This is a genomic window from Caulobacter sp. GW821-FHT12F03 (assembly GCF_058806855.1).
On record NZ_JBXAQC010000003.1, the window covers coordinates 282,906 to 296,591 of the forward strand.

Sequence of the window (13,686 nt, forward strand, 5' to 3'; positions counted from 1 at the left end):
CGCTGACCGGACCCGACCCCATGAAGACCTATCGTTTCGACACCCTGGACGGCCTGGACGGCCTGCGGCTGCATGACGAACCGATGCCGACGCCCCAGCGCGGCGAAGTGCTGGTCAGGGTCCACAGCGTGGCGCTGAACTACCGCGATCTGGCGCTGGCGCTCGGCCGCTACATCGGTCCGGCGACGGCCGGCCTCATCCCCTGCAGCGACGCCGCCGGCGAAATCGTCGCCTGTGGCGACGGCGTGTCCGCCTGGAAACCCGGCGACCGGGTCATCAGCACGTTTCACCCGCGCTGGTTTGGCGGCCGACCGCCGCGGACCCTGAGCCGCGACAGCTACGGCGCCGGCCAGGACGGCTGGCTGAGCGAATTCCGTGTCGTGTCCCAGGAGGCGCTGGTCGCCCTGCCGGGCGGCCTGACGTTCGCGGAAGGGGCGACCCTGCCCTGCGCCGCCACCACGGCCTGGACCGCCCTCTCCGGCCAGACCCCGATCCGCGCCGGCCAGACGGTGCTGACGCTCGGCACGGGCGGCGTGTCGATCTTCGCGCTGCAGCTGGCCAAGGCGCTCGGCGCGACCGTGATCAGCACCACGTCCAGCGCCGCCAAGGCCGGGCGGCTGAAGGCGCTGGGCGCCGATCATGTGGTCAACTACGTCGAGACGCCGGCCTGGGGCCGCCACATCCGAAAGACCCTGACCGGCGGCGCGGGCGTCGACTGCGTCGTCGAGGTCGGCGGCGCGGGCACGGTCGGCGAGTCGCTGGCCGCCGTGCGCTGGGGCGGCGAGGTCGTGCTGATCGGCTTCCTGAGCACCGACAATCCCGGCCTCGACTACTTCCAGCTCAAGAACAGCGGCGCGACGGTCCGCTCGATCGGGGTCGGCGACCGCGCCGCGCTGGAGGATCTGGTCCGCGCGGTCAGCGCCGCCGGCATCCACCCGGTGATCGACCGGGTGTTCGCCTTCGACGAGGCCCGCCAGGCCTTCGAGCACCTGCAGGCCGCCGCCCATGTCGGCAAGGTGGTCATCCATGTGGCCGGCGAGAGTCTCGCAGGCGATATCGCGCGGAACGCGTGACGCCGCGGTCATTCGTCCCTATCTTCGGTTCCTGAGGGACACTGTGACTTATCGCGGAGAAGACCCATGCGTCTGGCCACCCTACTGACCACCACCCTGGCGGCGACGGCCGCCGCTTTCGCGGTCCAGGCCGCCCCCCTCGGCCCGGTCGCCGAGGTTCACGTGGCCATTGGCCCCGCGCTGCAGGACAAGGCCGACAAGTACGGGCAGCGCGAGCTGGACTACCTGGCGACCGACCTGCGGGACTCGGTCATCCAGGCGATCAACCGCCAGGGCGGGCTCACGCCGTCGGGCGGCACGCTCGACCTGGTCATCGAGGACGCCGTCCCCAACCGGCCGACCATGCGCGAGATGAGCGCCACCCCGGGCCTGTCGTACGAGAGCTTCGGGCTCGGCGGCGCCAGGGTCACGGGCGTGCTGACCACCCCGGACGGCCAGACCGTTCCCGTCAGCTACCGCTGGTACGAGACCGACATCCGCTGGGCCCAGAGCGCCGGCACCTGGTCGGACGCCCAGACCACCTTCGACCGCTTCGGTCGCCAGCTGGTCGCCGGCTCGCTCGTCGCCGAACGGTAGATCGGACCAGCTTTCACTTGCGTCGTCGCCGTTCGCGGGCTCTCTTCCGTGAACGGCGATTACTCATAACGCCGACCCGTATTAGTGAGGCGACATGGCCGGCGGCCGACGATCCACCCTGACGCTCGCGGCGTTCGCCGCCCCCTGCCTGCCCCTCGCGGCCTTCGGCCTGCCGCTGACGATCAGCCTCCCCCACTACTATTCGGAAACGCTCGGCCTCGACGTCGCCGCGGTCGGTCTGGCCTTCACGCTGGTGCGTCTGGTCGACATCGGATTCGACCCGATCTTCGGCACGATCCTGGACCGCACACGCTGGTCCTTCGGCCGCTTCAAGGGCTGGATGGCGATCAGCGCCCCGATCCTGATGCTGGCCGTCTACATGCTGTTCATGGCCAGGCCCGGGGTCACGACCGGCTATCTCTGGCTGTGGCTGATCGTCGTCTACGGCGGCTACTCGATTGGCGTGCTGTCCCATACGTCCTGGGCGGCCAAGCTGACCACCGACTACCACGAGCGGTCGCGCATCTACGGCTTCTGGCAGACGGGCAACGTGGTCGGGATGATCATGATCCTCGCCATGCCGCTGGTCCTGAGCCTGATCAGCAAGGGCATCGGCCAGGAGGGCATCCTGCATGGCCAGGGCTGGTTCATCGTCCTTCTGCTGCCCGTGATGATGCTGCTCGCGCTCTGGCGCGTGCCGGAGCCCAGGCCCGTCGAGAGCACGGCGGTGAACAGCGCCGGCGAGACCGTCTCGGGCCACGCGACGCTGGCCGACTATTTCCGGCTGCTGGCGCGACCGACGGTGATCCGCATTCTGGCCGCCGATCTGGCGACGGGGCTGGCTCCGGGCATCGCCGGCACGCTGTTCTTTTTCTACTTCATCCGCGTCAAGCAGTTCAGCTTCCTGGAATCCTCGGCCCTGCTGCTGATCTATTTCGTCGCCGCCATCTTCGGCGCGATGATCTGGACCCGCCTGGCCCGGCGGACCGGCAAGTCGAAGGCGTTGATCGCTTCCTGCGTCACCTATGCCGCCGTCCAGTTCGGCGTGGTCTTCCTGCCGGCGGGCAACTTCTGGCTGGCGACGCCGTTCCTGATCGCGGCCGGCATCCCCTACTCCGCCGGCGCCCTGCTGCTGCGCTCGATGATGGCCGACTACGGCGACGAGGAGCGTCTGATGACCGGCGTCGACCGCACGGGCCTGCTGTTCGCCATCCTGACCGGCACCGTGAAGATCGGCTCGGCCCTGGCCGTCACCAGCCTGATCCTGCTCGGCGCCCTCGGCTTCGACGCCCATACAGCCGCCAACAGCACGCCGCTATCGATGATGGGCCTGCAGGCGCTGTACGCCTTCGTGCCCGGGATCGTGGGGCTGTTGGCGGCGGCGGTGATGATCGGCTATCCCCTGACGGAGACGAGGCACGCGGAGATTCTCCGCCAGCTCGGCGAGAAGGACGGCGCGCTGCCGCCCGTCGTTCCGGAAGATGTCGCGGGGACTGAACCCAATGTCGCAAACCCCGTCGTCACCTGAGGCCGGACACCCCCTCTTCCGCCTGCTGGAGATCATGGACCGCCTGCGCGACCCGGTCGGCGGGTGCGCCTGGGATCTGGAGCAGACCTTCGCGACCATCGCCCCCTATACGGTCGAGGAGGCCTATGAGGTCGCCGACGCGATCGAGCGGAACGACCTGACGGACCTGAAGGAAGAGCTGGGCGACCTGCTGTTCCAGGTCGTCTTCCACGCCCGCATGGCCAGCGAACAGGGCGCGTTCGACTTCGCCGACGTGGCAGCCGCGATCAGCGACAAGATGATCCGCCGCCACCCGCACGTGTTCGGCGACGAAAGCCACCGTACCGCGGGCGAGCAGACCGTCGCCTGGGAAGCGCTCAAGCAGCAGGAGCGGGCCGGCAAGGCGCGCCACGGCATCCTCGACGACGTGCCGGTCGGCCTCCCCGCCCTCACCCGCGCGGTGAAGCTGTCAAAGCGCGCGGCCCGGGTCGGCTTCGTCTGGCCGAGCGTCAACGAGGTGCTCGACAAGCTCGACGAGGAGGTCGCCGAGCTGAAGGCGGAAGTGGCCGGCGGCGATCTCGACAGGCTGCGCGGCGAACTGGGCGACGTGCTGTTCGTCATCGCCAACCTGGCCCGCACCCTCGACATCGAGCCCGAGGACGCGCTGCGCGCCACCAACGCCAAGTTCGTCCGCCGGTTCGGCTTCATCGAGGCGGCGCTGGCGGAGCGTGGGAAGACGCCGGAGATGTCGGACCTGGCCGAGATGGACGCCCTCTGGGACGAGGCCAAGGCGGCTGAAAAACGCGGCTAGCTGGCCGCTTCCGAAACGGTCGCGTCGGGGAACATGCGCTCGAACCGGCCCAGCGCCTGGCCGTCGAGGCGGACTCGCAGGTGCAGGTCCCCTTCCCCGCTGTCGTGGCGACCGACGACGCGGCCATGGCGGTAGAGCCAGGCCAGGGCTTCGCCGGCGTTGACCGACAGCCGGACGTCGATCTCGGGCGTCTCGTCGACCATCTCGGCGAGCTTGTTGAGCAGGGCCTCGCAGCCCTCGCCGGTGATCGAGGAGACCAGCATCGCGCCGACGCGGCGCGCGGCGCCTTCGGCCTCGTCGCGGGCGTCCGCGTCGAGCAGGTCGGCCTTGTTCCACACCTCGACCAGCTTGCGGCCGGACTCGGGCGTGACGCCCAGCTCGGCCAGCACCTTCTCGACGTCACGCTTCTGGGCCTGGGTGTCGGGATTGGCGATGTCGCGGACATGCAGGATCACGTCGGCCTCCTGCACCTCCTCGAGGGTGGCGCGGAACGACTCGATCAGCTCGTGCGGCAGGTCGGAGATGAAGCCCACGGTGTCGGACAGGATCGCCGGGCGGCCGTCCGGCAGCTTCACATTGCGCAGGGTCGGGTCGAGCGTCGCGAACAGCATGTCCTTGGCCACCACCCCGCCGGCGGTGATCTTGTTGAACAGCGTCGACTTGCCGGCGTTGGTGTAGCCGACCAGGGCGATGGTCGGGAACGGCGTCTTCTTGCGCTGGGTGCGGTGCAGGGCGCGCGTGCGGCGGACCTCGACGAGGTCCTTCTTCATCCTGATGATGCGGTCGGCGATCTGGCGCCGGTCGAGCTCGATCTGGGTTTCGCCGGGGCCGCCGGTGCTGCCCGTGCCGCCGCGCTGGCGTTCCAGGTGGGTCCAGGTGCGGACGAGGCGGGACTTCTCGTATTCCAGCCGCGCCAGCTCGACCTGCAGCACGCCTTCCTTTGTGCGCGCCCGCCGGCCGAAGATCTCGAGGATCACGCCGCTGCGGTCGACGACCTTGGCGTTCCAGGCCTTCTCGAGATTGCGCTGCTGCACCGGCGACAGGGCGTCGTCGACCACCACCACGTCGATGGTCTCGACCTCGCAGAGCAGCCGCAGTTCCTCGACCTTGCCCTTGCCGAACAGGGTCGCGGGCGAGCGCTCGCGCAGGGGCACGATCCGCGATTCGACCACGTCGAGGTCGAGCGCCAGGGCGAGCCCGGTCGCTTCCTCAAGCCGGGCCTGGGGATCGCGGTTGTGGGCCTGCTGGGGCCGAACGGGGTGAAGAACCAGCGCCCGTTGGACGGGGTCTTCATGATCTATGAGTTGGGTCAATCGTCTTGGTCGGAGGGTTCGTACAGCTGAACCGGCTGCGCGGGCATGATCGTCGAGATCGCGTGCTTGTACACCAGTTGCGACTGGCCGTCGCGGCGCAGCAGCACGCAGAAATTGTCGAACCAGCTGACGACGCCCTGCAGCTTCACGCCGTTCACGAGGAAGATGGTCAGGGGCGTCTTGGACTTGCGAACGCTGTTGAGGAAGGTGTCCTGCAGGTTCTGTTTTTTCTCGGTCACGGGGGTTCCCCTCATTGGTCGGAAGGCAACAGGCCCTCCACACACATCAGTTGATCTAGGCCCGGGCTGACGCTGGCGGCAACCTCTGGCGAGGTCTCAAACCGTCAACTGTTCGAAGCCTGGGCATTCTCGATATAGAGCGCCCGAAGCCGTTGCGCCACCGGGCCCGGTTTGCCTGTCCCGATCGGCGATCCGTCGATGGCCACCACCGGCAGGACCAGGGCCCCGGCGCCGGTGATGAAGGCCTCGCGCGCGTTGCGGGCCTCTTCCGGCGTGAAGGCGCGCTCATCGAGGCGAACATTGACCTCGCCCAGCAGGCCCAGAACGCTCTTGCGCGTCACGCCCCGCAGGATGTTGGCCGTGAGGTCGCGGGTGCGCAGCACCCCTTCGGCGTCGACGATCCAGGCGTTGCTCGAGGCGCCCTCGGTCACCAGGCCGTCGGCGTCGACGAACCAGGCCTCGCCCGCGCCCTGGTCGCGCGCGGCCGTCTTGGCCATGGCGTTGGGCAGCAGGCCGATGGTCTTGATGTCGCAGCGGCCCCAGCGGTTCTCCGGCGTGGTGATCACCGAGATGCCCCTGGCCGCGCGGGCTTCGGCCGCCGCGGCGTCGGTCGACTTGGCGGTGATGACGATGGCGGGCGGCGGCGCGGGGTCGGGAAAGGCGTGGTCGCGCCGGGCGACGCCGCGGGTGACCTGCAGATAGACCAGGCCGTGCCTGACCCGGTTGCGCCGGATAGCTTCGCGCAGCACCAGCTCCAGCGCCTTGCGGCTCATCGGCCGGACGATGCCCAGCTCGCCGAGACTGCGTTCCAGCCGCTCGAAATGCCCGTCGGAATCCACCAGCCGGCCCCCGAACACGGCCCAGACCTCATAGATCCCGTCGGCCAGCTGGTAGCCGCGATCCTCGATATGGACGGCCGCCTCGCCGTGACGAACGAAGCGGTGGTTCACATAAGCCCAGCGTGACATCAGTCCTCGACCTCTTCACTGGCCCGCGCCCCGGCCAGACCCAGCGACTTCAGCTTCCTGTGCAGCGCCGACCGCTCCATGCCGATGAAGGCGGCGGTGCGCGAGATATTGCCGCCGAAGCGCAGGATCTGGGCGTTGAGATACTCGCGCTCGAACAGCTCGCGCGCCTCGCGCAGCGGCAGGGCGATGATCCGCTCGGTGCCGATGGAGCCGTTCTGCGAGGCGCTGGGCGTCTCGGCCGGCAGCATGTCGGCGGTGATCGGCTCGTTGGGATCGCCCGAGGCCAGGATCATCATCCGCTCGACGTTGTTGCGCAGCTGCCGGACGTTGCCCGGCCAGTCGTGGACCTGCAGCGTGGCGATGGCGTCCTCGCCGAGCCGCCGGCGCGGCAGGCCGGTGGCCTCGGCGATGCGGTCGATGAAGTAGTTGACCATTTCCGGCACGTCGTCGCGGCGTTCGGCCAGGCCGGGCACCCGGATCGGCACGACGTTCAGCCGGTGGAACAGATCCTCGCGGAACCGGCCGGCGGAGATTTCCTCGCGCAGGTCGCGGGAGCTGGACGAGATCACCCGCACGTCGACCTGCACGTCCGCGTCGCCGCCGACGCGGCGGAAGCGTTGTTCGACCAGCACCCGCAGGATGCGGCTCTGGGTCTCGCGCGGCATGTCGGCCACCTCGTCGAGGTAGAGGGTGCCGGCGTGGGCGCGTTCAAACACGCCGATCTTGCCGGGCTTGCTGCCCTCGCCTTCCTCGCCGAACAGTTCCAGGTCCATGCGCTCGGGCGCCATGCCGGCGGCGCTGATGGCGACGAACTCCCCCTTGGCCCGCGGACTGGCCGCATGGATCATGCGGGCGACCATCTCCTTGCCCGAACCGGCCGGGCCGGCGATCAGCACGCGGCTGTTGGCCGGGGCGACCTTGGCGATCAGCTGGCGCAGCTGCTGCGCGGGCAGCGACTTGCCGATCAGGCCGTCTGGCGTAAGGGCCTGGGTGCGCAGGCGGCGGTTCTCGCGGCGCAGGCTGGCCGACTCGATGGCCCGCTCGACCATCAGCAGCAGCCGGTCCGACTTGAACGGCTTCTCGAGGAACTCGTAGGCCCCGCGCTTGATCGCGCTGACCGCCGTCTCGATGTTGCCGTGGCCGCTGATCATGATGACCGGCAGGTCCCCGTCGAGCGCCTTGACCAGATCGAGCAGCTCCAGCCCGTCCATGCCGCCGCCCTGCATCCAGATGTCGAGCACGACCAGCGTCGGCTTGCGGGCGCGGATCGCCAGCAGGGCCTGTTCGGAGTCGGCCGCCGTTCGCACGGCGTAGCCCTCGTCCGTGAGTATGCCGGAGACGAGTTCGCGGATGTCCGCCTCGTCGTCGACGACCAGAATATCAGCCGCCATGGGCCGTCTCCTTCTTTGCCGTTACGGGCGCGGCCGTCGAACGTGCGGTGGGGAAGTTCAGACAGACGCGGGCCCCCGGCAGCGTGCCGGCGTCGGCCAGCGCCAGGTCGCCGCCATGGTCCTCGAGAATGCGTTTGACGATGGCCAGGCCGAGGCCCGTGCCCTTTTCGCGGGTGGTCACATAGGGTTCGGTCAGCCGGTCGCGGTCGCGCGACGGCAGGCCCACGCCGTTGTCCTCGACGCGGAAGGACAGGCCGGCAAGGTCCTGCACCAGGGCGGCCGAGATGCGGCCCTCCTTCGACGGCAGGCCGCGGGCGGACACCGCCTCGGCGGCGTTCTTGAGGATGTTGGCCAGGGCCTGGCCGACCATCCGGTCGTCGCAGAGCAGGCTGAGGCCGGCGGGCGGCTCGTCCATGTCGACGGTCAGCTCCGGACTGGCCACGCGCTGGGCGAACACCGCCTGGCGCAGCAACTCGGCCGGATCATGCTGGGCGAACCTCGGCACCGGCATGCGGGCGAAGGCGGAGAACTCGTCAACCATCCGGCCGATGTCGCCGACCTGGCGGATGATGGTCTCGGTGCAGCGGTCGAAGGTCTCGACGTCCGAGGTGATCTCGGCGCGATACTTCTTGCGGATGCGTTCGGCGGACAGCTGGATCGGGGTCAGCGGGTTCTTGATCTCGTGGGCGATGCGGCGGGCGACGTCCTTCCAGGCGGCGTTGCGCTGGGCGGTGATCAGCCGGGTGATGTCGTCGAACGTCAGCACCACGCCGTCGGACGCGCCGCTGGCGCGCACGCGCAGACGGCGGGTGTCCCCGCCCCGCACGATGTCGACCTCTTCCTCGGCCTCGCCGCCGATCTCGACGGCGCGCTGCGCCACGGCCGCCAGTTCCGGCGCGATGACGGACAGGGCCTGGCCGGTCATGCTGTCGGGATCGGCGTCCAGCAGCACGGCGGCCTGGTGGTTGGCGGCCGACAGGTTGCCGGCGGCGTCCAGACCGATGACGCCGGCGCTGACGCCGAGCAGCACGGTCTCGATGAACTGGCGGCGGGACTCGGCGTCGAGGCTGGCTGTCCGCAGGGCGACCTGCTGGACCTGAAGATCATGCGTCATGCTATTGAAAGCACGGGACAAGACGGCCATTTCTTCAGGTTGATCGGTCGTATCCACGCGGGCGCTGAGGTCGCCGGTCGCCACCCGTCCGGCGGCCTGAACGAGGCGGGCCACCGGGGCGGCGATCGAGTTGGCCGCCGCGATGGCCAGCCAGGCCGCGCCGACCAGCACCAGCAGCGCCGTCTCGATGTAGGTCAGCAGGAAGGCGCCCTTGATCCGTTCGCGGTTGTTGGCCGCCTCGCGCAGCGCGACCAGCGCCGCCTCGGCGTCACGCAGCTGGCTGATGATCCCCGTGCCGACCGGCCGGGCGACGTAGAGGTAGGCGTCCGGGTAGGCCTTCAGGCGATAGAGGCCGCGAATGACGTTCTGGGCCTCGAAGGTCTCGGCCGTGATGATCCCCTCGTCGGCAGCCTTGAAGCTCGACGGCGGCGGCGCGACGAACGCCGGCCCGTTCGGCTTCTCGGCCCGCGCCAGGATCCGCCCGTCGCGGTCGAGCACATAGACGGCGGCGAAGGTGTTGGAGGAGATCTGCGCCAGGTAGTGGCCGTAGGCGACGGGCGCCGTCTCCAGCGCCCGCGAGGCGTCGTTCAGGTCGACCGCCACGAGGGTCATGTTGTCCCGCAGGATCAGCTGCTGCTCGGCGACCACGGAGCGGGCCGTGTCGGCGGAGTTCTCGACCAGGGTGCTGATCTTGTCGCCAAACCAGGTCTCCACGCCCGTGAGCACGAAGCCGCCGAAGAAGATGGCCACGATGATCGCCGGGGCCACGGCGGCCAGGCCGAACAGGCCCATGAAGCGCAGGTGCAGGCGCGCGCCGGCGTCGACGTTGCGGTCGCGCAGCAGCCGGGCCACGCGCAGGCCGACCAGCAGGGCCAGGCCGATGATGAGGATCAGGTTGAGCCCCAGCACCACCAGCATGGCGGTGACCGCGGGGCCGATCGGGCCGGTCGCCGGAGGACTGGACACCAGCAGGGCGCCGGTGATCGTCAGGGCGGCCGCGACCGCGTAGCCGCCGCCCACCACGTAGCGGGACTCGACCGCCCGCCGCCACGCCGGCAGCGGTGCCTCGCCGCTCGCAGCGGTTTCGGAGGCGGACAAACTCATGGACGCAGCCTAGGTCGAACTGCGCCCTTCCTGCAACAGTAATGTGGCGCGACTACGTCAGCGCTTGGCGCCCCGGGCCATCTCCACGCCGAGGTCCTGGATCTTCTTGCGCAGGGTGTTGCGGTTGAGGCCGAGGATCTCGGCGGCCCGCACCTGGTTGCCGCGCGTGGCCGACAGGGTCAGCTGGATGAGCGGCCGCTCGACCTCCTCCAGCACCCGGTCATAGAGGCCCGGCGCCGGCACGCCGTCAGGCTGGTCGGCGAAGTGGCTGGCGAGGTGGCGCTCGACGATCTGCGACAGGGTCAGGGGACCGCCCTCGCCGACCACCGGGGCCGGATCCTGCAGCTCGCGCTCGATGATCCGGGCGGTGATCTGGTCCTCGCCGTAGAGGGCGCAGATGCGCCGCACGAGGTTCTCCAGCTCGCGCACGTTGCCCGGCCAGTCGTGGGTCTTCAGCCGGTCGAGCGCCGACTGGTCGATGGTCTTGGAGGGCAGGCCCTCGCGGGCGGCGCGCAGCAGGAAGGAGCGGGCCAGGTCGGGGATGTCCTCGACGCGGTCGCGCAGCGGCGGCAGCCGCACCGGCGCCTCGTTGAGCCGGAAGAACAGGTCTTCGCGGAACAGGCCCTGCTGGATCAGGCCGCGCAGGTCGCGGTTGGTGGCGGCGATGATCCGCACGTTCGGCGCCCGGCCCGTGCGCGGGTTGAGGGCGGGCTCGGCGCCGTCGATGACCCGCAGCAGGCGGCTCTGGGCGTCGAGCGGCATGTCGCCGATCTCGTCGAGGAACAGGGTGCCGCCGTCGGCCTCGACCAGCTTGCCGAGGTCGCCCTCGCCGCGGCCGAACAGTTCGGTCTCGACGCGTTCGCGGGGCACGGCCGCCAGGTTGATGACCACGAACTTGCCGTCGCGGCGACGACCGAGGTCGTGCAGGGCGCGGGCGACCAGCTCCTTGCCGGTGCCGGATTCGCCGAGGATCAGCACCTTCAGGTCGGCGCCCACCAGCCGCGCGACCGTCCGGTAGACCTCCTGCATCGGGGCCGAGCGGCCGATCAGCGGCAGGCGCTCGTCCTTCATCGCCCGGGCCTGCGCCTTGGCGGCCTCGTTGTCGGCCGGCCGCGACAGGGCCCGGCGGGCGGCGGCGGTGACGTCGTCCAGGTCGAACGGCTTGGACAGGTATTCGAACGCCCCCGCGTCGGCGGCGTTGACCGCCGTCAGCAGGGTGTTCTGCGCGCTCATGACGATGATCGGCAGCTTGGGCCGTTCCTTGCGGATCTTCGGCAGGACGTTGAACACGTTCTCGTCCGGCATCATCACGTCGGTGAGGATCAGGTCGCCCTCGCCTTCCTGGACCCATTTCAGCAGGGTCGAGGCGTTGCCCGTCGCCCGCACCTGGTAGCCCAGGCGGGTGAAGGCCTGGCTCAACACCAGCCGCACCGAGCTGTCGTCGTCAGCGATGAGAATCTTCTTGGTGGCGGGGTTCATTCGGAGGTCCCGGAGGGAGCAACGGGCAGGAGGACGCGGAACACGGTCCTGCCGGGCTCGGATTCGAAATCGATGAGGCCGCCGTGGCCGGCGACGAGTTTGGCGACCAGCGCCAGGCCGAGGCCCGCGCCGAAGCTCTTGGAGGTCACGAACGGCTGGAACAGGTGGTCGCGCATGTGCGGCGGCACGCCCGGGCCGTTGTCCTGGATCTTCACCTCCAGCGGCGCGCCCTGCTGCAGCTGCCCCCTGGCGTCGCGGATGCGCACGCCGGGCCGCCAGGCGGTGGAGATGGTGATCTCGCCGCCGCCGTCGCTGCGCATGTTGGCGGCCTCGGCGGCGTTCTTGACCAGGTTGAGGAAGATCTGGATCAGCAGGTCCTCGTCGCCCCAGGTCAGCGGCAGAGACGGATCGTAGCGCTCCTTGAGCACCAGGTCCTCGGCCACGCCGTTGGCCACCAGCGCGCGGACGCGATCCAGCACGCTGTGGATGTTGATCGGCACGCGCTCTGGCGGGGCGTCGTCGGAGAAGGCCTCCATCCGGTCGACCAGCCGGCGGATCCGCTCGGTCTCGTCGACGATCAGCTGGGCCAGCGGCTGATCCTCCGGAGCCGCGCCGGTCTTGAGCAACTGCGCCGCGCCGCGGATGCCCGCCAGCGGGTTCTTGATCTCGTGCGCCAGCATGCGGCCAAGGCCCACCACCGAGCGCAGGCCGGCCGGATCGGCGGCCCGTTCGGCGCCGAGCGCGCCGCGCACATGCAGGGTCAGCAGAACCGCGCCGTCGCCCAGCGGCGAGGCGGCGCAGTCGGCCTCGAAGCCGGCGTGACCGAAGAGCGAGATCTCGACGCCGTGCTCGCGGACGCGGACGCCCTCCTCCACGGCCCGGGTCAACAGGGCCATCAGCGGCGAGGACGCCGGCAGAACACCGCTGAGGCGCCCCCGCGACAGCAGGCCGAGGCCCTGGCCGAACAGCGCCTCGGCCGCCTCGTTGGCCGCCGCCAGGGCGCCGTCGGCGCCGATCAGCAGCGCGGGTTCGGGACTGAGGTCGAAGGCCGCGGCCTTGAGCGCCGCCGCCGACGCGGGCGAGAGGTGCGAGAGCCGGCCGGTCATGCCGCCAGCCTTTCCGGCTCGCCTGACCACAGGGCGGTCAGGGCCGCTTCGACCTCGGCCGGATCATCGAGCCGGCAGAGCCGTGCGCGCGCCTCGCGGCGGGCCTCGGCCGACGCGGGCGCCGGGGCGTTCTCGACATAGGCGGCCAGATGCTTGCGGAACATGCGCAGGCCGAGCTTCGGGCCATAGAAGGCGACGCTGTCGCGGAAGTGATCGAGGACGATCTTCAGCCGCTCGGCCAGCGGCGGCTCAACGTCGGTGGCGCCCTGCAGCTGGGCCTCGATGGCGCGGGCGATCCACGGACGGCCCAGAATGCCGCGGCCAACCATCACCCCGTCGGCGCCGGACTGTTCCAGCGCGCGGGCGGCGGTCGCGCCGTCGACGATGTCGCCATTGACGATCACCGGGATCGAGACGGCCTCCTTGACCGCCCGCACGGCGGTCCAGTCGGCGGCGCCCTTGTAGAACTGGCAGCGGGTGCGGCCGTGCACGGTCAGGGCCTTCGCCCCGACGGCCTCGGCGCGGCGGGCGAACTCCGGCGCGTTGCGCGTGGCGTCGTCCCAGCCGAGGCGCATCTTCACGGTGATCGGCACGTCGACGGCCTCGACGGCGGCGGCGACCAGCGACTCGGCGAGATCGAGATCGCGCATCAGGGCCGAACCGGACTGCACCCCGGTCACTTCCCGCGCCGGGCAGCCGAAATTGAGGTCGATGACGTGGGCCCCGGCTGCGGCGGCCAGACGGGCCCCCTCGGCGATCCAGCGCGCCTCGCGGCCGACCAGCTGGACGACCATCAGCGGGTGGCCGTCGCCGATCGCCGCGCGCCGGACCACATCGGGCCGATGGCGCGCGAACTCGGCGCAGGCGACCATCTCGGTCGCGGCATAGGCGGCGCCGAGCCGTCCCGCGGCCTTGCGGAAAGGAAGGTCGGAAATGCCGGTCATCGGCGCGATCCACACGCGCCCCGGCACTTCCACGTCACCAATCGTGAGCATTGTGCTCATT

The 13,686-nt window shown here is 70.2% G+C and carries 12 protein-coding genes; 4 read left to right on the forward strand and 8 right to left on the reverse strand.

Annotation, left to right across the window (positions count from 1 at the left end):
• Nucleotides 1-20 precede the first annotated feature (20 nt).
• From AC1RN0_RS10025 to mazG, 4 genes are all read left to right on the forward strand, one after another.
• Nucleotides 21-1,073: a zinc-dependent alcohol dehydrogenase family protein gene (locus tag AC1RN0_RS10025; protein WP_492787296.1), complete on the forward strand. Its 1,053-nt coding sequence runs from the start codon at nt 21-23 to the stop codon at nt 1,071-1,073.
• Between the two features lie 66 nt (nt 1,074-1,139).
• On the forward strand, nt 1,140-1,649 hold the full coding sequence (locus AC1RN0_RS10030) for a hypothetical protein (RefSeq protein ID WP_492787297.1): 510 nt from the start codon (nt 1,140-1,142) through the stop codon (nt 1,647-1,649).
• A 94-nt stretch (nt 1,650-1,743) separates the two neighbouring features.
• A complete protein-coding gene (locus tag AC1RN0_RS10035; RefSeq protein ID WP_492787298.1) occupies nt 1,744-3,177 on the forward strand; it encodes an MFS transporter in 1,434 nt (477 codons plus the stop codon).
• A complete protein-coding gene (gene mazG / locus AC1RN0_RS10040) occupies nt 3,152-3,967 on the forward strand; it encodes a nucleoside triphosphate pyrophosphohydrolase (protein ID WP_492787299.1) in 816 nt (271 codons plus the stop codon). Before AC1RN0_RS10035 ends, mazG begins: the two co-directional genes overlap by 26 nt.
• Here mazG and hflX read toward each other — a convergent pair.
• The 8 genes from hflX to dusB all read right to left on the reverse strand — a co-directional run bounded on the left by hflX (nt 3,964) and on the right by dusB (nt 13,685).
• The gene (hflX, locus tag AC1RN0_RS10045; RefSeq protein ID WP_492787300.1) at nt 3,964-5,280 is read right to left on the reverse strand and encodes a GTPase HflX; all 1,317 of its coding nucleotides are present in this window, start codon (nt 5,278-5,280) and stop codon (nt 3,964-3,966) included. The genes mazG and hflX overlap by 4 nt on opposite strands.
• Nucleotides 5,277-5,534 carry an RNA chaperone Hfq gene (hfq, locus tag AC1RN0_RS10050; RefSeq protein ID WP_492787301.1) on the reverse strand — a complete coding sequence of 86 codons (258 nt, stop codon included), beginning with the start codon at nt 5,532-5,534 and terminating at the stop codon, nt 5,277-5,279. Before hfq ends, hflX begins: the two co-directional genes overlap by 4 nt.
• Nucleotides 5,535-5,623: 89 nt before the next feature.
• Nucleotides 5,624-6,487: a D-amino-acid transaminase gene (locus AC1RN0_RS10055; RefSeq protein WP_492787302.1), complete on the reverse strand. Its 864-nt coding sequence runs from the start codon at nt 6,485-6,487 to the stop codon at nt 5,624-5,626.
• On the reverse strand, nt 6,487-7,878 hold the full coding sequence (gene ntrX, locus AC1RN0_RS10060; RefSeq protein ID WP_492787303.1) for a nitrogen assimilation response regulator NtrX: 1,392 nt from the start codon (nt 7,876-7,878) through the stop codon (nt 6,487-6,489). Before ntrX ends, AC1RN0_RS10055 begins: the two co-directional genes overlap by 1 nt.
• The gene (locus tag AC1RN0_RS10065) at nt 7,868-10,096 is read right to left on the reverse strand and encodes a sensor histidine kinase NtrY-like (protein WP_492787304.1); all 2,229 of its coding nucleotides are present in this window, start codon (nt 10,094-10,096) and stop codon (nt 7,868-7,870) included. Before AC1RN0_RS10065 ends, ntrX begins: the two co-directional genes overlap by 11 nt.
• Before the next feature lie 57 nt (nt 10,097-10,153).
• Nucleotides 10,154-11,575: a sigma 54-interacting transcriptional regulator gene (locus tag AC1RN0_RS10070; protein WP_492787305.1), complete on the reverse strand. Its 1,422-nt coding sequence runs from the start codon at nt 11,573-11,575 to the stop codon at nt 10,154-10,156.
• On the reverse strand, nt 11,572-12,681 hold the full coding sequence (locus tag AC1RN0_RS10075) for a two-component system sensor histidine kinase NtrB (RefSeq protein WP_492787306.1): 1,110 nt from the start codon (nt 12,679-12,681) through the stop codon (nt 11,572-11,574). Before AC1RN0_RS10075 ends, AC1RN0_RS10070 begins: the two co-directional genes overlap by 4 nt.
• A complete protein-coding gene (dusB, locus tag AC1RN0_RS10080; protein WP_492787307.1) occupies nt 12,678-13,685 on the reverse strand; it encodes a tRNA dihydrouridine synthase DusB in 1,008 nt (335 codons plus the stop codon). The genes AC1RN0_RS10075 and dusB overlap by 4 nt, the downstream gene beginning before the upstream one ends.
• Nucleotide 13,686: the final 1 nt, after the last annotated feature.